The 21,963-nt window shown below is 70.8% G+C and carries 17 protein-coding genes; 13 read left to right on the forward strand and 4 right to left on the reverse strand.

The window, feature by feature from the left end; genetic code table 11:
• The first annotated feature begins 242 nt into the window (after window positions 1-242).
• A complete protein-coding gene (locus tag ACWEQG_RS24530; RefSeq protein WP_452288056.1) occupies window positions 243-1,412 on the forward strand; it encodes a glycosyltransferase in 1,170 nt (389 codons plus the stop codon).
• A 73-nt stretch (window positions 1,413-1,485) separates the two neighbouring features.
• Here ACWEQG_RS24530 and asnB read toward each other — a convergent pair whose 3' ends face one another.
• From asnB to ACWEQG_RS24545, 3 genes are all read right to left on the reverse strand, one after another.
• Window positions 1,486-3,402 carry an asparagine synthase (glutamine-hydrolyzing) gene (asnB, locus tag ACWEQG_RS24535; RefSeq protein WP_452288058.1) on the reverse strand — a complete coding sequence of 639 codons (1,917 nt, stop codon included), beginning with the start codon at window positions 3,400-3,402 and terminating at the stop codon, window positions 1,486-1,488.
• 249 nt (window positions 3,403-3,651) lie between these two features.
• Window positions 3,652-4,317 (reverse strand): YdcF family protein, encoded by a 666-nt coding sequence (locus tag ACWEQG_RS24540; RefSeq protein WP_452288060.1) that lies wholly within the window; start codon window positions 4,315-4,317, stop codon window positions 3,652-3,654.
• Window positions 4,318-4,394: 77 nt separating this feature from the next.
• On the reverse strand, window positions 4,395-5,957 hold the full coding sequence (locus ACWEQG_RS24545) for a Rieske 2Fe-2S domain-containing protein (RefSeq protein WP_452288062.1): 1,563 nt from the start codon (window positions 5,955-5,957) through the stop codon (window positions 4,395-4,397).
• Between the two features lie 468 nt (window positions 5,958-6,425).
• Here ACWEQG_RS24545 and ACWEQG_RS24550 point away from each other — a divergent pair, with 468 nt between their 5' ends.
• The 5 genes from ACWEQG_RS24550 (at window position 6,426) to ACWEQG_RS24570 (ending at window position 10,833) form a co-directional block, all read left to right on the forward strand.
• Window positions 6,426-6,650 carry a DUF4082 domain-containing protein gene (locus ACWEQG_RS24550; RefSeq protein WP_452288064.1) on the forward strand — a complete coding sequence of 75 codons (225 nt, stop codon included), beginning with the start codon at window positions 6,426-6,428 and terminating at the stop codon, window positions 6,648-6,650.
• Window positions 6,647-6,901, forward strand: coding sequence for a DegT/DnrJ/EryC1/StrS family aminotransferase (locus ACWEQG_RS24555; RefSeq protein ID WP_452288066.1), 255 nt, complete (start codon window positions 6,647-6,649; stop codon window positions 6,899-6,901). Before ACWEQG_RS24550 ends, ACWEQG_RS24555 begins: the two co-directional genes overlap by 4 nt.
• A 598-nt stretch (window positions 6,902-7,499) precedes the next feature.
• Complete coding sequence (locus ACWEQG_RS24560; protein WP_452288068.1) at window positions 7,500-8,567, forward strand: glucose-1-phosphate thymidylyltransferase; 1,068 nt, start codon at window positions 7,500-7,502, stop codon at window positions 8,565-8,567.
• A complete protein-coding gene (gene rfbB, locus ACWEQG_RS24565; RefSeq protein ID WP_452288070.1) occupies window positions 8,564-9,538 on the forward strand; it encodes a dTDP-glucose 4,6-dehydratase in 975 nt (324 codons plus the stop codon). Before ACWEQG_RS24560 ends, rfbB begins: the two co-directional genes overlap by 4 nt.
• Before the next feature lie 38 nt (window positions 9,539-9,576).
• A complete protein-coding gene (locus ACWEQG_RS24570; RefSeq protein WP_452288072.1) occupies window positions 9,577-10,833 on the forward strand; it encodes a nucleotide sugar dehydrogenase in 1,257 nt (418 codons plus the stop codon).
• 52 nt (window positions 10,834-10,885) lie between these two features.
• On the opposite strand, the gene ACWEQG_RS24575 is transcribed toward ACWEQG_RS24570, so the two are convergent.
• Window positions 10,886-11,557, reverse strand: a complete 672-nt coding sequence (locus ACWEQG_RS24575) for a peptidoglycan recognition protein family protein (RefSeq protein WP_452288074.1) — start codon at window positions 11,555-11,557, stop codon at window positions 10,886-10,888.
• A 602-nt stretch (window positions 11,558-12,159) separates the two neighbouring features.
• On the opposite strand from ACWEQG_RS24575, the gene ACWEQG_RS24580 reads away from it, so the two are divergent.
• From ACWEQG_RS24580 to ACWEQG_RS24610, 7 genes are all read left to right on the forward strand, one after another.
• Window positions 12,160-13,515: an MFS transporter gene (locus tag ACWEQG_RS24580; protein WP_452288076.1), complete on the forward strand. Its 1,356-nt coding sequence runs from the start codon at window positions 12,160-12,162 to the stop codon at window positions 13,513-13,515.
• Between the two features lie 199 nt (window positions 13,516-13,714).
• Window positions 13,715-15,832: a molybdopterin oxidoreductase family protein gene (locus ACWEQG_RS24585; RefSeq protein ID WP_452288078.1), complete on the forward strand. Its 2,118-nt coding sequence runs from the start codon at window positions 13,715-13,717 to the stop codon at window positions 15,830-15,832.
• Entirely contained in the window at window positions 15,829-17,238 is a 1,410-nt protein-coding gene (locus ACWEQG_RS24590) for an FAD-dependent oxidoreductase (protein WP_452288080.1), read from the forward strand. Before ACWEQG_RS24585 ends, ACWEQG_RS24590 begins: the two co-directional genes overlap by 4 nt.
• Window positions 17,235-19,685, forward strand: coding sequence for a nitrite reductase large subunit NirB (gene nirB, locus ACWEQG_RS24595; protein ID WP_452288082.1), 2,451 nt, complete (start codon window positions 17,235-17,237; stop codon window positions 19,683-19,685). The genes ACWEQG_RS24590 and nirB overlap by 4 nt, the downstream gene beginning before the upstream one ends.
• Window positions 19,685-20,041, forward strand: a complete 357-nt coding sequence (nirD, locus tag ACWEQG_RS24600; protein ID WP_363465532.1) for a nitrite reductase small subunit NirD — start codon at window positions 19,685-19,687, stop codon at window positions 20,039-20,041. The genes nirB and nirD overlap by 1 nt, the downstream gene beginning before the upstream one ends.
• Window positions 20,038-21,201: a uroporphyrinogen-III synthase gene (locus ACWEQG_RS24605; RefSeq protein WP_452288084.1), complete on the forward strand. Its 1,164-nt coding sequence runs from the start codon at window positions 20,038-20,040 to the stop codon at window positions 21,199-21,201. The genes nirD and ACWEQG_RS24605 overlap by 4 nt, the downstream gene beginning before the upstream one ends.
• Window positions 21,198-21,944, forward strand: a complete 747-nt coding sequence (locus tag ACWEQG_RS24610) for a sirohydrochlorin chelatase (protein WP_452288086.1) — start codon at window positions 21,198-21,200, stop codon at window positions 21,942-21,944. Before ACWEQG_RS24605 ends, ACWEQG_RS24610 begins: the two co-directional genes overlap by 4 nt.
• The last annotated feature ends 19 nt before the right edge of the window (window positions 21,945-21,963 follow it).

The following is a 21,963-nucleotide window of genomic DNA, read 5'->3' on the forward strand; positions in this document are numbered from 1 at the left end:
ATCGGCTTGGTTCCGCCTGAATCGCCGGGGGTAATGCCGAGAGCAGAACTGCGCAATTTCTTGCGGTCGTACGGCGATGTCGCCGACGACGCCCGCTCCGTGCGGGCGATCCTGATTCAGGTGAAGGGCCCTGCTGGCGGAGCATTTCCGGTGTCGCCCATCGAGTCCGTGCCGCCGAGAAACAGCCCCTTGATCAGCGTGATACCCGACTGAAGCCATCCTAGACTGAAAGAGTCTCGTAGATGCGTACGGAACAAACAGCTGCGCAGGCCTCGATTTCAGGAGCGCGTCTCAAAAAGGTCTTCCTGGTCGCGGATCAACTGGCTCTCGGGGGAGCCGAGAATCAGCTCGTTCTTCTCGCGCGGAGCCTGCACCGGCGGGGCATCGAGACAGTCGTGCTCGTGATGTTCGGCGGCGGGCCGCACGAAGCCGCGCTGAGAGACGAGGGCATCCCTGTCGTCTACCTCGGATTCCGGGGTGGACGTGAGATTCCTCGTGACCCGGCCAACACTTTCGCGGCTTTCGCCCGTCTGGTTCGTCTGCTCCGGCGGGAGAAGCCGGACGTGGTCCACGCCTTTCTGTATTACGCGTACGTGGTAATCGCGCCCGCAGCCCGGCTTGCCGGAGTGCCCGTGGTCGTGGCCGGACGGCGGAACATGGGGTTCTACAAGGAAACCGGCAAGAAGAAGGCGATGCTCGCCGTCGAGCGCGTCGCCATGCGGATGACGGATCGCGTCATCGCCATTTCCCGGGCGGTGGCCGAGAACACGGTACGCCAGGAAGGGCTGGACGCGGACAAGATCACCACGGTCTACAACGGACTGGCGCCGGAGGCGTTCGACGAAGTCATGCCGGCTGCCGTCGACACTGCCCTGCCCGTGCTCCTCTGTGTCGCCAACCTGCGTAGTTCGAAGGGGCACAAATACCTGATCGAAGCCATGGCCTTGCTGGAGGAGCGAGGGGTCGCCGGCACGCTGCTCCTGGTCGGCGACGGGGACGAACGTAAGGGTCTCGAGGAGCAGGCACGGCGACTGTCCGCGGACATCCGTTTTCTCGGGGTCCGTCAAGACGTCGCCGCCCTGTTGCGGCGCGCGGACGTCTTCGTTCTGCCGTCAGTGAGCGAAGGGCTCAGCACTGCCGTGATGGAGGCGATGGCCGCGTGCGTTCCTGTCGTCGCCACCGCGTCCGGCGGGCCCCCCGAATTGCTCGAAGGGCGAGGTCTGGTCGTCCCCCCCGGTGACGCCGCCGCTCTGGCCGACGCTCTGGCCACCCTGCTGGTGGACCGCGACCGCGCTCGTGATCTCGCGGTCAAGGCCCAGGCATGGGCCAGGAGTCACCTGACCCTCGACGCCATGGTGGACAGACACATCGAGATTTACAGCGAACTCCTGTCCCGCAGCCGTGCCGGATAGCCCTCCGGCACCGGAAAGGAGCCCTCTGCGGAGGGCTCCTTTCCGGTGCCGGTCAGCAGGGGCGGCCTTTGCGTCACGGTTCCGTTAGGGGGCAGCCGGCCTCCGCCGTGAGGAGTCCGCCCGCCTCCGCGTGCGTGCGGTGCCACAGCTCGAACTGGAGCAGCGTCCACAGGTGGCCGCTGTGGTCCTCGCCCGCCGCGTGCCGGCGCAGGAGGCTCCGTACGGCCTCCGGCCGGAACAGGCCCCTGCCCCGCGCGGTGCCGTCGGTGAGCATGTCGTGGGCGAGCTCGCGCAGCTCGCCGCGGAGCCACGCGGCGAGGGGAACCCCGAATCCCCGCTTCGGGCTGTTCAGCAGCTCGGGCGGCAGCCACTGGGCGACCGCGCGCTTGAGCAACATCTTGGTCCGGGTGCCACGGGTGTGCAGGCCGGGGGGGAGGGCCGCCGCCCACTCCATCAGGCGGTGGTCCAGGAACGGCGATCTGGCTTCCAGGGAGTTGGCCATCGTGGTGATGTCCACCTTGACGAGCAGGTCGCCGGGCAGGTAGCTCAGGACGTCCACGTCGAGGACGCGCCCGAGGTCGGTGTCCGCCGAGGAGTCACGGTAGATCGCGTCGAGCAGCAGGTGACTGTCCGTCTCCGCCAGCCGGTCACGCAGCGCGTCGCCGTAGAGCTCGGCTTTCTGCTCCGAGGTGAAGCAGGACATGAGGCCGGCGTAGCGGCGGGAGGGACGCTCCGCGGCGAAGCGCATCAACCGGCCGAGCCGCCGAAGGCGCGACCGCGAGTGGCTCCTGCGGGTGATTAGATCGCCGACCCGCGAGGACATCGCCGCGAGCGGGCCGGGCAGGGCCGGGATCCTCCGGGCCTGGTTCATGAGGGCGTACCGCTGGTAGCCGCCGAAGCATTCGTCGCCCCCGTCGCCGTTCAGCGCGACGGTGACGTGCCTGCGGCTCAGCTGCGCGACGTAGAAGGTGGGGATCGCGGAGGAGTCGGCGAAGGGCTCGTCGAAGTGCCAGGCCAGGCGCGGCAGGATGTCGAGGAGGTCGGCGGACACCACCAGCTCGTGGTGGTCCGTGCCGTACCGGCCGGCGACCAGGCGGGCCATGTCCCGCTCGTCGTACCTGCTGTCCTCGAAGCCGATGCAGAAGGTCTTCACGCGTCCGGAGCTCTGCATGGCCATGGCCGCGACGACGGCGGAGGAGTCGACGCCGCCGGAGAGGAACGCGCCGATGGGACGCTCGCTGACCATGCGGATCCGGGTCGCCTCCAGCAGGAGCTCCCGGAGCTGTTCCTCGGTCTCCCGCTCGTCCACCGGGCCGCCTCCGGTTCGGCCGAGGCTCCAATAGCGGCGTACGGACACCCTGCCCCGCTCCCAGATGAGGAGGTGACCCGGAGGCAGTTTCTGCACGCCCTCGTAGATCGACCAGGGGGCGGGGACGTACTGGTAGGTCAGGTAATGGTGCAGGGCGACGGGGTCGATGTCGCGGGCCAGCCCGGGATCCTGAGCAAGGGACTTGAGCTCGGAGGCGAAGTGGACGGCGGTCCCGTCGGCGCGCCAGTACAGGGGTTTTTTCCCGACACGGTCTCTGGCGAGGAGCAGACGCTGGCGGGCACGGTCCCAGATGGCGAAGGCGAACATGCCGCGAAGACGGTGGACGAGGTCGGCGCCGTGTTCTTCATAAAGGTGGACGAGGGTTTCCGAGTCGCCCTGGCCGTGGAGCCGGTGTCCTTTGGCCACGAGTTCGCGGCGGAGCTCCGGGTAGTTGTAGATCTCCCCGTTGAAGACGGCGACGATGGTGCCGTCCTCGTTGCGGACGGGCTGGTCACCGGTGGCGACGTCGATGATGGCCAGGCGGCGCATGCCGAGTGAGGCGTGCGGGTCGTCGTGGTAGCCGGCGCCGTCGGGACCGCGGTGGACGATCACGTCGCACATACGGCGGACCAGATCGGGGTCCGGGGCCAGCGTGGACACCGTTCCGGCTATCCCGCACATCGATCCTCCAGGCGCTGTCCAGGGACGCGATCGGACGCCGGGGCGTGGTCCTCCGCGAGGATGTTCGCCGGCCTCGGCCGCGGCGATGCTAGAAAGCGCCGGTGCCGAGTCGCCCCACCGCTGTCAGTCTGGGCGGCGGGGCGGGCGCCGGCGGGAAGTGACGTTCATGCGCGGCGGTGTTCATGCCGCGGTTTTACGCGTGCGTGCACATTCGTACTGCGTGGACCATCTCGGACGGCACGCCCGAGGTCAGGCCAGGTGCCTGCTGTCGAAACCGGCGCGCAGGAGCGCCTCGTAGGCGGCGCGCACGACCTCCGGGACCTCCTGGGCGATCGCGAACCCGCGCCCGGGATACTCGATGACGCGCTGCAGGTCGCCCACGAGCATGTCGATCACGAACTTCTCGTCACCGATGGCCCTGACGTAATCAGCGAGTGTCAGCGGTTCGGATGAGCACACGACCTCGACTTCGGGCCAGAGCCTGCGGGCGGTGGCGTACGAGCGCCGCTCCATGTACGGCTTGGAGATCAACAGCACCGACCGCGGACGAATCCCGGCGGTGGCCAGGACCCGACGCGACAGGGTGATGTTCTCCCCGGTGTTGGCGGCTCTCGGCTCCAGCAGGATCACCTCGTCCGGGACGCCGAGTCGCAGGGCGTGCTCGCGATAGTGCACGGCCTCGCCGCGAGGGAAGCGGGCGAGCGTCCCCGGGCTGTTGCCCCCGGTGAAGACCAGGCGAGAAAACAGCCCCTCGTGGTACAGCCGGGCGGCGTGCCCGGCCACGCCGAGGTCGTGGCTGCCCAGGCCGATGGCCACGTCACAGGGCCGAGGCGAGTGGCCCATCCGGTGGTAGTCCCAGAGCAGCTTCGCCTGCCGCCGGTGCTGTTCGTTGATGGCCTGCCGGTCGCCGGTCACGGTACCTCCTGGTCGCGATCGTGGAGGCGCGGGCTCAGCCCGCGCCGGATGCCCTCGATACCGCGCAACGGTCGTGCTCAGGACGCCGTGATCTCACGGGTCGCCAGAGGGTTACAGCGTGCGTTCACGCATTCCCCGGTGGCCAGGTCGAAGGTGAAGAAGTGGCCGAGGCACTGGACCTTGCCGTCCTCGATGACGGCGCCCTCGGACAGGTCCTCACCCGCGTGCGGGCAGTACCTGGCGATCTCGAAGGTCCGGTCGCCGTCGGTGACGACGATGCGCTCGCCCTCGTCCCTGCCGGTCTCGTATTCCTCGATCGCCTGCAGCGCCGGTGCGTTGGCGTGTTTCAGCAGCCCGACCAGGTAGCCGTTGAACACATCGGGGTCGCGGTGGAGGCGGATCCGCAGGGACAGCAGCAGGTCCTCCCATGCGACCTCGCCGGCCAGGATCGGTTCGACCCAGCGTCCCTGCACGCTGACGGTGTAACCGGGCCGCTCGGTGGTCGCGGGGCCGATGGCCAGGCCGTCCGCGTTCATCCGGACGTCCCAGACTCCGCCGTTGGGTCCCGTGATCTCGAAACGCACCGTCATGTCGATGTGCTTGAGGAAGTACGTGCTGAGCGAGCCCAGCCGGACGAAGTGGTTGACGAAGCGCTCAGGGAAGTCGGGGCCCGGTTCGGGGTACTCGACGTGGAGCTTCTCGAGGATCTCCGCCCGGTCCTCGGCGTAGCGCTGGATGTACTCCTCGACTCCCTCGGTGAAGCTGAACCGCGCCGATACGGGGTCGCGCGTCACCTCGCGGGTCTCCAGGTCGAGCCGGTCACCCGGCTTCAGTGTCTCGAAGACCTGCCTGGGCAGGCGCTCGCTCAGCCAGCTCCTGGCGGCCTCCGGGTGGACGAAGGCTCCGTTCTCGGTGTCCAGCACCCAGTTGATGTCGCGCAGCTCGGGGTCGAGGAAGCAGGGCGGGCCGGCGAAGGGGATGGCCAGCTCCGGCCCCGTCGCACGTATCAGGCGCTGAACGGAGACCAGCTTGGCGATCCGCTTCTCCATGGCGATGCGCCGTTCCTCCTCCTCGTCGTAGGAGTAGCGCATCGGATGCCAGGTCGCCGAGGAGGCCTGAACGGCCATGACGTCGAGCCGGCCGCCCGCCATGTGCTTGGCGCGGCGGGTCTGCGACGCGATCAGCTTGGCGTCGTTGCAATTCAGCACCGACCTGCCCTCGGCCACGATGAGGAACGCCGAATCGTGATACAGCGGAGACGGCTGGGGAATCGTGGTGATCCACGATTCCCCGTCGTTCAGGGTGAATCGCTCCCAGGGTGCGATTTTGACGATATTCGTGACACCGGTCTCCCGGATTCGATCGATGAGCGTGTCCGACGGATAGGTGGGGATCAGCACCGTGGTCTCGTCGCTGAGCTGTTCGAGGAACCAGGAGTCCATGTGGTCCAGATGTTCATGCGAAATCGCCACATAGGTCGCCGAGGTCAGGCTCTTGACGTCGAGATGATCGTTACGCGGGAACTGGAACCATGATCCCATGTAGGCGCCGTGCGGGCTCATCCACGGGTCGAACACCAGGGTGAACGCGGATGCCTCGACGGCGAGCCCGGCGTGGCCGATGGAGGTGAGGGTTGCCATATTCCTCGGTTTTCCTTACTCGGGCATTCGTCGTTTCGGCGAAAAAGTATGCCCGCTGGGTAATCGGATGGTTGCTCTACGGCGTCGCAGTAAATCACACCGGTCAATCGGCCGTGCGGGTTGTCCGGCAACCGCGAACTAAGGTCTGAGTAAATACTCGAAATGCCATTCCGGCTGGATCCGACGGCGAGTTCGAGAAAGCGTGGGCGTTCGACGCGTCATCGGCTACCGGCTCGCCCCTTTATGAGCCGCTATCGGCGAGTTCCCGGCCGGTGTGAAAACATCTCCCCGTCATCCCGCCCGTCACATGAGTGGGGCCGCAATATCGATGAAAGCGCTATATTTCCCCGTCCGGGCTTTTACGGATGAAGGTGGGGGTGGTCATCAGTGAAGGCGCGCAGTAGCGTCAACGCCGAGTCGGCGTTCGGGCAGCTCATGGCCGCCCTCTTATAGATCATCGGCACAGGTGTGGCAATCAAGGACCTCGGCCGCCGTCGTCGCGACCCCGGGCCAGGCCGTCGCGGCCCCGTAGCTGTCCCTCGGCCGCGCGGCCTCCACATCGGCAGCCTCTGGACGGCCGGCGGGGCCAAGCTCGCCAGCGTGACCTTCACCAACGAGTCCCCGGCGGGGTGGCAGCAGGCGAGCTTCACCACACCCGTCATCATCTCCGCAGATGTTCACTACCGGAGGTGAGCACAACCAGCCTGACGGCGGTTCCCTTCAACCGGACCCACGTCTGCGACAACGAGGTCGGCTACCTCACCGAGGCCCTGCGCCAAGGGTCCACCTGCGGCGACGGGCCGTTCACCCGCAGAGCCACCGCGCTCCTGCGCGAGCTGACCGGCGCCGGCCACGCGCTGCTGACCACCTCCTGCACGCACGCGCTGGAGATGTCGGCGATCCTGCTGGACCTGCGGCCCGGCGACGAAGTCCCGGTTCGTTAGCGCGGTTCATCGGCACCGGCGATTACACTCCTGCTGGCCGGCGTCGGCGGCAACCCGGAGTGATTCAATCATGCTCGAACTGGAAAGCCGGAGTGCCCGGAGAATTCGGGCCGCGGTCCTTCCGGCTTTCTCGGCCAGCGCATCACATACCCGCTGGCCGGCGCGGCAACGGCGGGGGTGTATTACGTTCTTCTTGGCCTGGGTTTGCTGCTGACCAGGAACTCGGTGCCCTATCTTTTCCTCGTCGTGAATTGCCATTTCGTCACCGTGGTGGCCGTCTACCCGGCATACCGGCTCGTCGTCTTCCGCGGCTGCGCAGCCGGCTGGATCAGCGGCTACCTGCGCTTCTACGCCGTGGGGCTGACCTTCCTCGGCGTGTCCGTGGTGGGACTGCCGCTCCCTGAGTTACCTCGCCAACCGATTCTGGGCTTGTCGGGCGACCGGCAACGTCTGAGCTCGGCAACCCGCGTCACGCCGTACGGCAAAACGGGGAGCGGCGATCCGCGTCCGATTGCGCGGGCTGTTATTTTCGGGCGGTCGGCCGCCCGGAACCGCGGATCGCCCGGCCGGCCAACTTCTGGGGAAGGAACCCAAAAACGTGAAGGCACTCGTTCTGGCGGGGGGAAAGGGAACGCGGCTGCGCCCGCTGACCCACACTTCGGCCAAGCAACTCGTTCCCGTCGCGAACAAGCCGGTGCTCTTCTACGGTCTGGAGGCGATCAGGGACGCCGGCATCACCGATGTGGGGATCATCGTCGGCGACTCGGGCCGGGAGGTCCGCGAGGCCGTCGGCGACGGTTCGGCGTTCGGGCTCGACGTCACCTACCTCCAGCAGGAGGCCCCGCTCGGGCTGGCGCACTGCGTCCTCGTCGCGCGGGAGTTCCTCGGCGACGACCCGTTCGTCATGTACCTGGGCGACAACTTCCTGGTCGGCGGCATCGGCGGCCTGGTCGACGCCTTCCGCGCGGAGGACTGCGACGCCCGCATCCTGCTCACCCGGGTGGCCGAGCCGCAGTTCTACGGCGTCGCCGAACTCGGTCCGGGCGGGGAGATCGTCGCACTGGAGGAGAAGCTCGAGCACCCGCGCAGCGACCTGGCGATCGTCGGGGTCTACACGTTCTCTCCCGCGATCCACGAGGCCGTGCGCGCGATCACACCGTCCGCCCGGGGCGAGCTGGAGATCACCGACGCGATCAAGTGGCTCGTCGACACCGGCCACCGCGTGCGGTCGCACCTCGTCACCGGCTACTGGCGCGACACCGGCCGGCTGCAGGACATGCTGGAGTGCAACCGCATCGTGCTGGAGGCGGTCGAGCCCGACGTCGCGGGCACCGTGGACGGGCTGTCGGAGGTCAGCGGTCGCGTAGTGATCGCCCCCGGCGCCGTCGTGGAGGGCTCGGTCATCCGCGGCCCCGTGGTGATCGGCGCCGATACCAAGATCATCGGCTCGTACGTCGGGCCGTACACCTCCATCGGCGAGCGCTGCGTGATCGAGGACGCCGAGGTGGACTACAGCATCGTGCTCGCCGACTCGGCCGTCCGGGGCGTCTGCGGCATGACCCACTCGCTGATCGGCCGCAACGCGGAGGTCACGCGGGCGACCGGGGTGCCCAACTCCTACCAGCTCATGATCGGAGACCACAGTAAAGTGCAGGTGCGCGCGTGAAGCTCCTCGTCGCCGGCGCGGCCGGGTTCATCGGCTCCCACTACGTCCGCTCGCTGCTGTCGGGCGCCTACCCCGGCTACGAGGACGCCGAGGTCACGGTGCTGGACAGGCTCACCTACGCCGGCAACCCGGCCAACCTGGCACCGGTCGAGGCCGACCCGCGGTTCACGTTCGCGTACGGCGACGTGTGCGACGCGGAGCTGCTGGCCGAGCTGGTCCCCGGGCACGACGTGGTCGTGAACTTCGCCGCCGAGACCCACGTCGACCGCTCGATCACCGGTGCGGGCGACTTCGTGACGACCAACGTGCTGGGCACGCAGCGGCTGCTGCAGGCCGCCCTGGAGGCGGGCGTGCGCACGTTCGTCCAGGTGTCCACCGACGAGGTGTACGGCTCGATCGACGAGGGGACGTGGACGGAGGCGGAACCGCTGCTGCCGAACTCGCCCTACTCGGCCGCCAAGGCCGGGGCCGACCTGCTCTGCCGCGCCTACCACCGCACATACGGGCTGGACGTCCGGCTGACCCGGTGCTGCAACAACTACGGGCCGTACCAGTACCCGGAGAAGGTCGTCCCGCTGTTCGTCACCAACCTGATCGACGGGCGGCCCGTGCCGTTGTACGGCGACGGCCGCGTGCGGGAGTGGCTGCACGTGGACGACCACTGCCGGGGCATCCAGCTCGTGCTGGACAAGGGGGAGCCCGGCGAGATCTACAACATCGGCGGCGGGACCGAGCTGAGCAACATCGATCTCACCCGCCGGATCCTGGACGCCTTCGGCGCCGGCTGGGAGATGGTCGAGCGCGTGCCCGACAGGCCGGGGCACGATCGGCGCTACGCGCTGGACAGCGGCAAGATCCGCGCGATCGGCTACGAGCCTCGGGTGGACTTCGACGAGGGCCTCGCGGACCTCGTGCGCTGGTACCGGGACCACCAGGACTGGTGGCGCCCGCTGACGAACCGCCGCGGGTGAGAGGGCACATCGTGACAGACAAGGGACGGGGGTCCTTGATGGAGAAACTGGTCGTGGTCGGGCAGGGGTATGTCGGCCTGCCGCTGGCCGTCCGCGCGGTGCGCGCGGGATTCGACGTGGTGGGCGTCGAGGTGGACGAGTGGCGGGTCAAGCGTCTCAACGCCGCCCAGTCGTACGTCGAGGACGTCGGCGACGACGCGCTCGCGGCGGCGCACGCGACGGGCCGCTACCGGGCCAGCGCCGACTACGCCGACGCCGAGGGCTTCGACGTCTGCGTGATCACCGTGCCGACGCCGCTGACCGACGGCGTGCCCGACCTCAGCCACATCGCGTCGGCCGGCCGGTCGCTCGCGCCACGCCTGCGGCCGGGCGCGACCGTGGTGCTGGAGTCGACCACCTATCCCGGCACCACGGAGGAGTACCTGCGGCCGATCCTGGAGGAGGGATCGGGGCTGCGCGCACCCGGCGAATTCCACCTGGGCTACAGCCCGGAGCGGATCGATCCCGGCAACGCGCTCTGGGGTCTGGAGAACACGCCGAAGGTCGTCTCGGGTCTCGACGACGCCGCCCTCGCGCGGGTCCGCGCCTTCTACGAGGCCGTCGTCGAGCAGGTCGTCCCCGTGTCCTCGCCCCAGGTGGCCGAGTTGTGCAAGCTCCTGGAGAACACCTTCAGGCACGTCAACATCGCCCTGGTCAACGAGCTTTCGGTGTTCGCGCGGCAGCTCGGCATCGACGTGTGGGAGGCCATCGACGCCGCCTCGACGAAGCCGTTCGGTTTCATGCGCTTCACCCCGGGGCCCGGCGTCGGCGGCCACTGCCTGCCCATCGACCCGTCGTACCTGTCCTGGAAGGTCAAGCGCAGCCTCGGGCACAACTTCCGGTTCGTGGAGCTGGCCAACGACGTCAACGACCACATGCCCGCGCACGTCGCCGACCGGCTGGTCCTGGCGCTGAACGACCGGCGCAAGGCCGTGAACGGCAGCCGCGTGCTCCTGCTCGGCCTGTCGTACAAGAAGAACACCGGCGACTGCCGCGAGTCCCCGGCGCTGGAGGTGGCCAGGCACCTGCGCAAGCTGGGCGCGGACGTGCGCGCGGCCGACCCGCACGTCGACCTCGCCCTCGTGCCGGAAGGGGTGGCGCTCGCCGAGGCGTCGGCGCGGGAGATCGCGATGGCCGACGCCGTCGTGATCCTCACCGACCACGACTGCTTCGACTACGCCCTGGTCCAGCGTGAGAGCGCCTTCGTCCTCGACACCCGCAACCGCTGCCGGGGGCCCAACGTCGAGCGGCTGTGACACCGCCACCACGGGCGGCTCCCCGCAGGAGGGGGGGCCGCCCGTGCCGTACTCAGCGGGACAGGTCGTGCGGGCCCACGGCCGGACCGTGCTCGTACGGCAGGTCACCGACGAGCGCGACCCCCTCGTAGGCGCCATCCGGCAGCGCGAGCCGCGGCGGCGGGGGCTCGTCCCGTCCGGACCCGCGACCGCCGAGACGGCGGGCGACGTCGTCCCGCAGCCGCGGCAGGTAGGCGTAGAGGCGGTCGCCCGGGCAGGCGGTCCGGTTGAGGTCGCGGTGGCCGATGACGGCCTCGTGCGGGTCGAGGTCGTACACGTCGCACAGCCAGGCGAGCAGGGTGGTGAGCGCGGACAGCTGCCGGGCCGGGGGGAGGACGGAGGTGTACGTCCCCTCGGTCTCGATGCCCAGCGTGTGGTCGTTGTGGTCGGCCGCCTGCGCGCCCAGCACGTGCCTGCCCGCCTCGACGGCCGGCAGCGAGCGGTTGCGGCCCTCCATCACGTATCCGCCCCGGCTGACGGTGAACTGCTCACCGATGTCCTCCCAGCCGTTGCGCCGCATGTGGTAGCGCTGGATCGACCGGGACAGCCGGAAGGCGGCGTCGAGGTCGGTCGCGCCGGTGTTCGCCGTCGCCGTGTGGTGGACGACGAGCCGGTCGGGCGCCCGGTCGAGTACGTCGGCCTTGCTCCTCGGCGGGTCTGCCTTCCAGTCGGACCGGGTGTACACGCGCGGCCGTCTTGGGCGGTTTCCCGCCCACACGGGCGTGGCGACGGCGACGATTCCACCGTGTGCGGCCAGAAGCGCCGGCAGCAGGAACCCCGACCTAAGGAACGCGCGGCGTGAAACCGCTGGCATCCGTCCTCCCCGAGTGCACGCGGACCCTCGGGGGGTCCTCGTCCGGCGGGAGGCGGCATCGGTATCCCCTTTCTCCGCCGCGGATATTCCTGCCTACGGAAAACCGGTCACATGTCAACCGAAATGTCCGCGCTATTTCCCGGGGAGAAACGCCGTAGTCCGGTCATGGAATGGCAGTACCGCGATCGCGGGAATGTCGCGAAATTCCCCGTACGGGCCCGGATGTGGGCGCCACTGACCTTGCGTGACGACGGGCGGCCGGGCGGGGCCGCGCGACGTCACGCGGACGAAACGCGGACCACACGAGGGGCGGGCCCGTGTTAACGCGATGTTGCGTCCGTTATGCCTGTGGATTGCGTGTTTCGCGGGTGCGGCACATGTAACGGCCGCACGGTCACGCATGGTCAAAGTGCGTAACGCGCTCTCCCTAGCTTCTGGTACCGGCCCCAGATGCGAAAGACGCGGGAGGAACGATGACGGCGACGCAGGCGGCGACACCCGGGAAGGGCCGCTGGATCGGTGACTGGCGACCGGACGACTCCGTCTTCTGGGAGAGCACCGGCAAGAAGGTGGCCCGGCGGAACCTGATGTTCTCGATCCTGGCCGAACACCTCGGATTCACCCTGTGGACCGTGTGGAGCATCGTCGCCGTCAAGCTCGGCGCCTACAAGTTCTCCACCGACCAGCTCTTCTGGATCGTGTCGCTGCCCAACCTGGTGGGCTCGGCGCTGCGCATCCCCTACACCTTCGCACCCGCCCGGTTCGGCGGCCGGAACTGGACCGTGGTCAGCGCGCTGCTGCTGCTGGTGCCCGCCGGCCTGCTGGCGGTGGCGGTGAACGACCCCGGCACGCCCTACTGGGCCTTCCTGGTGATCGCGGCGACAGCCGGGCTCGGCGGCGGCAACTTCGCCTCCAGCATGGCCAACATCACCCACTTCTACCCACAGAACAGGCAGGGCGCCGCCCTCGGCCTGAACGCGGCCGGCGGCAACATCGGCGTCAGCTCCGTGCAGTTGCTGATGCCGCTGGTCATCGCGGGGTTCGGGCTGGCCGCCGCCGGGTTGTTCTGGGTGCCGTTCATCCTGGCCGCCGCAGCCGGGGCGTACTTCTGCATGGACAACCTCACCTCGGCCAAGGCGGAGCCGCGGGAGATGGCCAAGGCGGCCGGCCGGGCGCAGACGTGGATCATGTCGGTCCTCTACATCGGCACGTTCGGCTCGTTCATCGGCTACTCGACCGCGTTCCCGCTGCTGATCAAGTCGCAGTTCCCCGAGCAGGCCGCGCTGACCTCGCTCGCGTTCCTCGGCCCGCTGGTCGGCTCGGTCATCCGGCCCGTCGGCGGCTGGCTGTCGGACCGCCTCGGCGGGGCCTCGGTGACGTTCTGGAACTTCGCCGCGATGATCGTCTCGGTCCTGCTCGTCTGGCAGGCCATGACCGCGCACAGCATCGCGCTGTTCTTCGCCGCCTTCATGCTGCTGATCGGCACCGCGGGCGTCGGCAACGGCTCCACGTACCGGATGATCCCGGCGATCTTCCGGGCGAAGGCGGTCGCGGGCGTCGAGCCCGGCACCCCGGCCTACGAGGAGGCGCTGGCGACCGGCAAGCGCGACGCGGCGGCGGCCATCGGGTTCATCTCCGCGATCGGCGCCTTCGGCGGGTTCTTCATCAACCGCGGGTTCGGCAGCTCCATCGCCGCCACCGGCGGCGCGGGGGCCGCGCTGGCGGCCTTCGCCGCCTTCTACGCGATCTGCTTCGGGCTCACCTGGTTCTGCTACATGCGCACCCTCGGCGCGAAGGGCGCGCCGAGCCTGGCGGCCGCTCGCGTCTGACCTTCCGATGCGGGCGCCCGAGCGGCGCCCGCCTTTTCCGGACCGATGCCTCACAAGCGGCGACAGCACAAGTGAGCTTTCGAGACGACGGGGTCTCTCACACGCCGCGCACGCCGAAGTTAGCGCGGTTGGCGCCTTGTAGCACAGCGGTAACAGAAGGGACCCAGCGGTGAAACCGCCTGTCAGCACCATCGGATCCATGCCGATCTCACTCCACGCTCCCGGGCCTGTGATCTCACAGGCCGCCGCGGACACGACCGTGGGCTCGGCCACGCACTGCCCGTACTGCGCCCTGCAGTGCGGCATGTACGTGTCGAAGGGGGAGATCACCCCGCGGGAGGACATCCCGGCCAACGCCGGCGGCCTGTGCCAGAAGGGCTGGACGGCGGCCGAACTGCTGACCTCACCCGAACGGCTCACCACTCCGCTGCTGCACGGCAGCCCGGTGAGCTGGGACGAGGCGCTCGACTACGTCGCCGCCCGGATCGAGGCCGTCAGGGCCGCGCACGGGCCGGACGCCGTGGCGGTGTTCGGCGGCGGCGGGCTGACCAACGAGAAGGCCTACCAGCTCGGCAAGTTCGCCAGGGTGGCGCTGCGGACCAGCCAGATCGACTACAACGGCAGGTTCTGCATGTCGTCGGCGGCGGCCGCGGTCAACCGGGCCTTCGGCATGGACCGGGGACTGCCGTTCCCCATCACCGACATCGCCCGCGCGGACGCCGTCCTGTTCGCCGGGGGCAACGTCGCCGAGACCATGCCCCCCTTCGTGCGGCACCTGACCGCGATGCGGTCCGGGGGCGGCAGGCTCGTCGTCGTCGACCCGCGCCTCACCCAGACCGCCAAGATGGCCGACCTGCACCTGCAGGTCACCCCGGGCACCGACCTCGCGCTGGCGCTCGGCCTGCTGCACATCGCGATCGCCGACGGGTACGCCGACCTGGACTACCTGGCCGCCCGCACGACCGGCTTCGAGGCGGTGCGCACCTCCGTCTCGGCCTGGTGGCCCGAGCGGGTGGAGCGCGTCACGGGCGTCCCGGTCGCCCGGATGCGCGAGGCCGTACGGATCCTCGGCGAGGCGGGGCGCGCGATGGTGCTGACCGGTCGGGGCGCCGAGCAGCACGCCAAGGGCACCGACACGGTCACCGCGTTCGTCAACCTGGCGCTCACCCTCGGCCTGCCGGGCCGTGAGGGCTCCGGCTACGGCTGCGTGACCGGCCAGGGCAACGGCCAGGGCGGCAGGGAGCACGGCCAGAAGGCCGACCAGCTCCCCGGCTACCGCAAGATCGACGACCCGGCGGCGCGGGCGCACGTCGCGGCCGTCTGGGGGATCGACCCCGCCGACCTGCCCGGCCCCGGCCGGTCGGCGTACGAGCTGCTGGACGCGCTAGGCACGCCGGAGGGACCGAAGGCGCTGCTGCTGTTCGGCTCCAACCCCGTCGTGTCGGCGCCGCGCGCCGGGCACGTCGCGCGCCGGCTGGAGGCGCTGGACCTGCTCGTGGTCTGCGACTTCGTGCTGTCGGAGACCGCGGCCATGGCCGACGTCGTGCTGCCCACGACCCAGTGGGCCGAGGAGTCGGGCACGATGACCAACCTGGAGGGCCGGGTCCTGCTGCGCCGCAAGGCCGCCGCGCCCCCACCGGGCGCGCGCACCGACCTGGAGGTCCTGCGGGGCCTCGCCGAGCGGCTCGGCTGCGGCGAGAAGTTCCCCGCCGACCCGCGCACGGTCTTCGACGAGCTGCGCCGGGCCTCCGCCGGGGGGGTCGCCGACTACTCCGGCATCACCTACGAGCGGATCGCGGCCGAGACCGGCGTGTTCTGGCCGTGTCCCGAGACCCCGGGGGAGCCCCACCCGGGAACCCCGCGGCCCTTCCTGGACGGCTTCGCCACCCCGGACGGCCGGGCACGCCTGGTGCCGGTGGACCACCGCCCGCCCGCCGAGGACGTGGACGAGGAGTTCCCCCTCTACCTGACCACCGGGCGGGTGCTCGCCCACTACCAGTCGGGGGCGCAGACGCGCCGGATCCGCCCGCTCACGCAGGCGTCGCCCGAGGTGTTCGTGGAGCTGCACCCGGACCTCGCCGAGCGGCTGGGCATCGGCCCCGGCGACCGCGTCCGGGTGCGCAGCCGCCGGGGCGCCGCCGAGGGCGCCGCCCGGGTGAACGCCTCGATCCGGCCGGACACGCTGTTCATGCCGTTCCACTGGGAGGGCGTCAACCTGCTCACCAACCCGGCGCTGGACCCCACGTCGCGGATGCCGGAGTTCAAGGTGTGCGCCGCCGCCATCGAGCGCTGCGAAGACGGGGAGCGTGTCGCATGAGACTCGTCGTGGTCGGGAACGGGATGGCGGGCTCGCGCCTGGTCAGCGAGGTCCGCGCCCGGGACAAGGACGTGAAGATCACGGTGTTCGGCGCCGAGGCCTGGCAGCCGTACAACCGGGTGCTGCTGTCGAACGTGGTGGCCGGCACGTCGAGCCCGGACCAGGTCCGGCTGCTCGACCCCCGCTGGTACGGCGAGCACGACGTGACCGCCCGTCTCGGCGTCGCGGTCACCGCCATCGACCGGGACTGCCAGACGGTGGTCGCCGCCGACGGGACGCGTGAGCCGTACGACGTGCTCGTGCTCGCCACGGGCAGCGAGGCGGTGGTCCCGCCGATCCCCGGCGTGGAGCGGGCGACGGCGTTCCGCACGCTGGACGACTGCGAGCGGATCAGGGAGGCCGCCGCGAGCGCGCGCAGCGCGGTCGTGGTCGGCGGCGGGCTGCTCGGCATCGAGGCGGCGCGCGGCCTGGCCGGGCGGGGCGTCCCGGTGACGCTGCTGCACCTGGCCGGCCACCTGATGGAGCGCCAGCTCGACGAGGAGGCCGGGCTCATCCTCCGCGAGACGCTCGACGCGCTCGGCGTCGCCATCCGCACGGGCGTCACCGTGAGCGCGATCCGCGAGCGGCACGTGGAGCTCGCCGGCGGTGAGCTGGTCGACGCCGACCTGGTCGTGCTGGCCTGCGGCGTACGGCCGGTCGTCGGGCTCGCCCGCGACGCCGGGCTGGAGGTGGAGCGCGGAGTCGTCGTGGACGACGAGCTGCGCACCGACGACCCGTCGATCTTCGCGATCGGGGAGTGCGCCCAGCACGCGGGCCGCGTCTACGGGCTGGTCGCCCCCGGCTGGGAGCAGGCGTCGGTCGTGGCCGACCTCGTCACCGGCGCGGACAAGGGCGCGCGTTACCGCGGCTCGCGGCTGGTCACCCGGCTGAAGGCCAAGAGCGTGGAGCTCGCGGCCATGGGGGAGACCCAGCTGACCGAGGACGAGGCGGAGATCGTCCGCTTCTCCCACCGGCACAAGGGCACCTACCGCAAGCTCGTCATCCGGGACGGCCGTTTGGTCGGGGCGATCCTGCTGGGCGAGACCTCGGCCGTGGGCACGCTGACCCAGCTGTTCGACCGGGGCGGGCCCCTGCCCGGCGACCGGACCGGGCTGCTGTTCCCCGACATCGCGGGCGTGGGCGGCGCGGCCGTGGCCGACAACCCCACCCGGATGCCGGACTCGGCCCGGGTCTGTCAGTGCAACAACGTGACGAAGGGCCAGATCAGGGCGTGCTGGGAGTCCGGCGCGCGGGACGTGGAGGCCGTGGCCGCCGCGACTCGGGCCACCACCGGGTGCGGCGGCTGCCGCGACGCGGTGGAGGGCATCGTCGGCTGGCTGTGTGAGCAGGAGGGCGTAAGCGCATGAGACTCGTCGTAGTGGGACACGGCCCGACGGCACACCGCCTGATCGAGACGCTGGCCGCCCGGGGCTTCGGCGGGACGGTCACCGTGTTCGGAGAGGAGCCCCGCCCGGCCTACGACCGGGTGGCGCTCACCTCCTACCTCAGCGGCAAGAGCGTCGAGGACCTCACTTATCCGGTGCCGGACGGCGTCACGGTCAGGACCGGCGTCCGCGTCACCGCGATCGACCGCGCGAACCGCACGGTCACCACCGACGCCGGCGACAGCGAGCCGTACGACGTGCTGGTGCTCGCCACCGGGTCGGCGCCGTTCGTGCCGCCCGTGCCGGGCAAGGATCTGCCGGGCTGCTTCGTGTACCGGACGATCGACGACCTGGACGCCATCAGGGAGGCGTCGCGGGACGCCCGCGCGGGCGTGGTCATCGGCGGGGGGCTGCTCGGCCTGGAGGCGGCCGACGCGCTGCGCGGGCTCGGGCTCGACACGCACATCATCGAGATGAGCGGCTGGCTGATGCCCCGCCAGGTGGACGAGGGCGGCGGCTCGGTGCTGCGCGGCCACATCGAGGGGCTCGGGCTCACCATCCACACGGGCGCGGGCGTGTCCTCGATCGAGGCGGGCCCGGACGGCCGGGTCGCGTCGCTGGTGAAGCCCGGCGGCGAGGCGATCGACACGCAGGTCGTCGTCTTCTCCGCCGGCATCCGGCCGCGCGACGAGCTCGCCCGCGCCTGCGGCCTGGAGGTCGGCGAGCGCGGCGGCATCGTGGTCGACGCGGGCATGCGCACCTCCGACGAGCACGTCTACGCCATCGGCGAGTGCGCCCTGGCGGGCGGCGTGGTCTACGGCCTCGTCGGGCCCTGCAACACCCAGGCGGAGGTGGCCGCCGAGCGCATCATGAGCGGGCCGGCCGCCTTCACCGGCGCCGACATGTCCACCAAGCTCAAGCTGCTCGGCGTGGAGGTCGCGCAGTTCGGCGCGATGTCGGGGGCGCTCGACGTCACCTACATGGACCCCGTGGGCGGCGTCTACAAGCGGCTGTTCATCAGCGACGACGCCAAGACCCTGCTCGGCGGCATCTGCGTCGGCGACGCCGGGCCGTACAACGCGCTGCGGCCGTTCGTCGGCAAGCCGCTGCCCGGCGCGCCGAGCGACCTGCTGTTCGCCGGTGCGGGCAAGGCGTCGGTCGACCTGCCCGACGACGCGCAGGTCTGCTCCTGCAACAACGTGACGAAGGAGAGGATCTGCGCGGCCATCGCCGACAAGGGCCTGACCGACGTGCAGGGAATCAAGGACTGCACCCGGGCCGGCACCACCTGCGGCAGCTGCGTGCCGATGCTCAAGCAGATCCTGGTGAAGTCGGGCGTCGACGTCGGCAAGGCGCTGTGCGAGCACTTCCCGCACAGCAGGGCCGAGCTGTTCGACATCGTCAACGTCCGCGGCATCACCACGTTCTCCCAGCTCATCGCCGAGCACGGCACCGGCCGCGGCTGTGACATCTGCAAGCCGGTGGTCGCCTCGATCCTCGCCTCCCTCGGCCGCGGCCACATCCTCGACGGCGAGCAGGCCGCGCTGCAGGACACCAACGACCAGTTCCTGGCCAACATCCAGAAGAACGGCACCTACTCGATCGTCCCGCGCATCCCGGGCGGCGAGATCACGCCCGACAAGCTCATCGTGATCGGCGAGGTGGCCCGCGACTTCGGGCTCTACACGAAGATCACCGGCGCGCAGCGCATCGACCTGCTCGGGGCCCGGGTCGAGCAGCTGCCCGCCATCTGGCGCCGGCTCGTCGACGCCGGCTTCGAGTCCGGGCACGCGTACGGCAAGGCCCTGCGGACGGTGAAATCCTGCGTCGGGTCCACCTGGTGCCGGTACGGCGTGCAGGACTCGGTCGGCCTGGCCATCGCCCTGGAGCTGCGCTACCGGGGGCTGCGTTCGCCGCACAAGCTGAAGTCGGCCGTCTCCGGCTGCGCCCGCGAGTGCGCCGAGGCCCGGTCGAAGGACTTCGGCATCATCGCCACCGAGCAGGGCTGGAACCTCTACGTGGGCGGCAACGGCGGCTTCAAGCCCCGCCACGCCGACCTGCTCGCGTCCGACCTGTCCACCGACGACCTGGTCAGGACCATCGACCGGTTCCTGATGTTCTACATCCGCACCGCCGACCGGCTGCAGCGCACCGCGGCCTGGCTGGAGAACCTGGACGGCGGGCTCGACTACCTCCGTGAGGTGATCATGGAGGACTCGCTCGGCATCTGCGCGGAGCTCGACGCGCAGATGGAGCGGCACGTGTCCACGTACGTCGACGAATGGCGCGCCACCATCGAGGACCCCGACAAGCTGCGCCGCTTCGTCAGCTTCGTGAACGCCCCGGGCGTTCCCGACCCCTCGATCTCCTTCGAGACCGAACGTGACCAGATCAAGCCGGTGCTTGTTCCCCTGGAGGTGACCCGCTGATGACCGTCCTCGACGCGACCCCGGCCCTTGCCGGCCACTGGACCCCGGTCTGCATCTACACCGACCTGCTGCCCGAGCGGGGCGCGGCGGTGCTCGTCGGCGACCGGCAGGTGGCCGTCTTCCGCGCCTTCGACGGCGCCCTGTACGCCCTGGGCAACCTCGACCCGTTCAGTGGGGCGCAGGTGATGTCGCGGGGCATCGTCGGCACCAGGAACGGCGAGCCGACCGTGGCCTCGCCGATGCACAAGCAGGTGTTCTCGCTGGTCACCGGCGTGTGCGTCGACGATCCCGGCGTCGCCGTACCGACCTATCCCATTCGAGTGACGGACGGAACCGTGGAGGTGAGCGTGGGATGACCACGCTGCTGGAGGAGGTGCCGATGACCCTTGAGACCGCGCCCGACGCGCTGGCCGGGTTCACGATCGGGGTGACGGCGACCCGCCGCAGCGAGGAGCTGGCCGCGCTCCTCGAGCGGCGGGGCGCCCGGGTCGTGCGGGCGCCCGCGATCCGCATCGTGCCGCTCGCGGAGGACGCCGGGCTGCTCGCCGCGACCCGGGCGTGCCTGGACGCGCCCGTGGACGACGTGGTCATCACCACGGGCGTCGGCTTCCGGGGGTGGATGGCGGCGGCCGAGGGCTGGGGCCTGTCCGCCGACCTCAACGTCCACCTCGGGAAAGCGCGGCTGCTCGCGCGTGGTCCCAAGGCGCGCGGGGCCGTGCGGGCGGCCGGTCTGGTGGACTTCTGGACCCCGGCCACCGAGTCGTGCGACGAGGTCAAGGAGTACCTGCTCGCCCAGGACCTGCACGGCCGCCGCATCGCGGTGCAGCTGCACGGCGAGCCGCTGGACGGCTTCGTCGCGTCGCTGCGGGAGGCGGGGGCCGAGGTGATCGAGGTGCCGGTCTACCGGTGGCTGCCCTACCGCGACACCTCGCCGCTGCGCCGCCTGATCAGCCAGGTGATCACCGGATCGGTGGACGCGGTGGCCTTCACCAGCGCTCCCGCGGTGCTCGCGATGCTCGGCGCCGCCCGCGCCGACGGGCTGGAGGACGCGCTGCTGGCCGCGTTCGACACCCGCGTGGTGGCCGCCTGCGTCGGCCCGGTCACGGCCGGGCCGCTGACCCAGCGGGGCGTGCGGGCCGTCCAGCCCGACCGGGCCCGCCTCGGCGCGCTCGCCCGGACCCTCGCCCGCCACCTGCCGGAGAGCGGCGTCACGCGGCTCGTCGCCGGCGGGCACGACCTGGAGATCCGCGGCCACGCCGTGGTGGTCGACGGCGAGCTCAAGCCGCTGCCGCCCGCCCCGATGGCCGTGCTCAAGCGGCTCGCCGAGCGTCCCGGGCACGTCGTGAACCGGGCCGACCTGCGTGTCGTGCTGCCCGGCGGCCCCGCACGCGACTCGGCCGAGCACGCGGTCGAGATGGCCATCACCCGCCTGCGCCGGGCGCTCGGCCCCGCGGGCATCGTCGAGACCGTCGTGAAGCGCGGCTACCGCCTGGCCTGCGGCCGGGACGAACGATGACGCCGGAGCCGGGGACCCCGACCCTGGTGATGGCGGCGCACGGCGCCCGCAGCGGCCACTGGGAGTCGGTCATGGACTCCCTCACGGCCCGGGTGCGCCGTGCCAGGCCCGCCGCACGGGTCGAACTCGGGTTCCTGGAGATCAGCGCGCCGCTGCTGTCCGACGTGCTGTCGCGGGTGCCGGGACCGGTCGTGGTGGTCCCCATGCTGCTCGCCGGGGGATACCACGCGCACATCGACCTGCCGGCCGTCGTCGCCCGCACCCGGCCCGGCGCCGTCGTCGCCGGGCAGCTCGGGCCGCACCGGCTGCTGACCTCGGTGCTGGCGCGGCGCCTGGCCGCGGCGGGCCTGCGCCCCTGTGACGCCGTGATCCTTGGCGCGGCCGGCTCGTCCGACCCCGCCGCGCTGGACGACGTCCGCGCCGCCGCCCGGCTGCTGTCCGTACGGCTCTCGCGTCCCGTCGCCGCAGCGTTCGCCTCGGCCGGGACGCCCACGCTCGCCGAGGCGCTGGAGCGCGCCAGGGCCGGCCTCGCCCCGCGCGTCGCCGTCGCCTCCTACCTGCTCGCGCCCGGTTTCTTCCACGACCGGCTGCTGACGAGCGGCGCGGACCTGGTCAGCGCGCCCCTCGGCGTGGACGACGACCTGGCCGCCCTCGTCTGGGCCCGCTTCGACGAGGCCCTCGCCCGGTCCGGCGCCGCCGTTCCGCCCGCCCCGGCCTCGCACCCCGCCGGCGCGCGTCGCTGAGCGGGCTCCGGCGAGCCCT

It is taken from the genome of Microbispora sp. NPDC004025 (assembly GCF_053604425.1).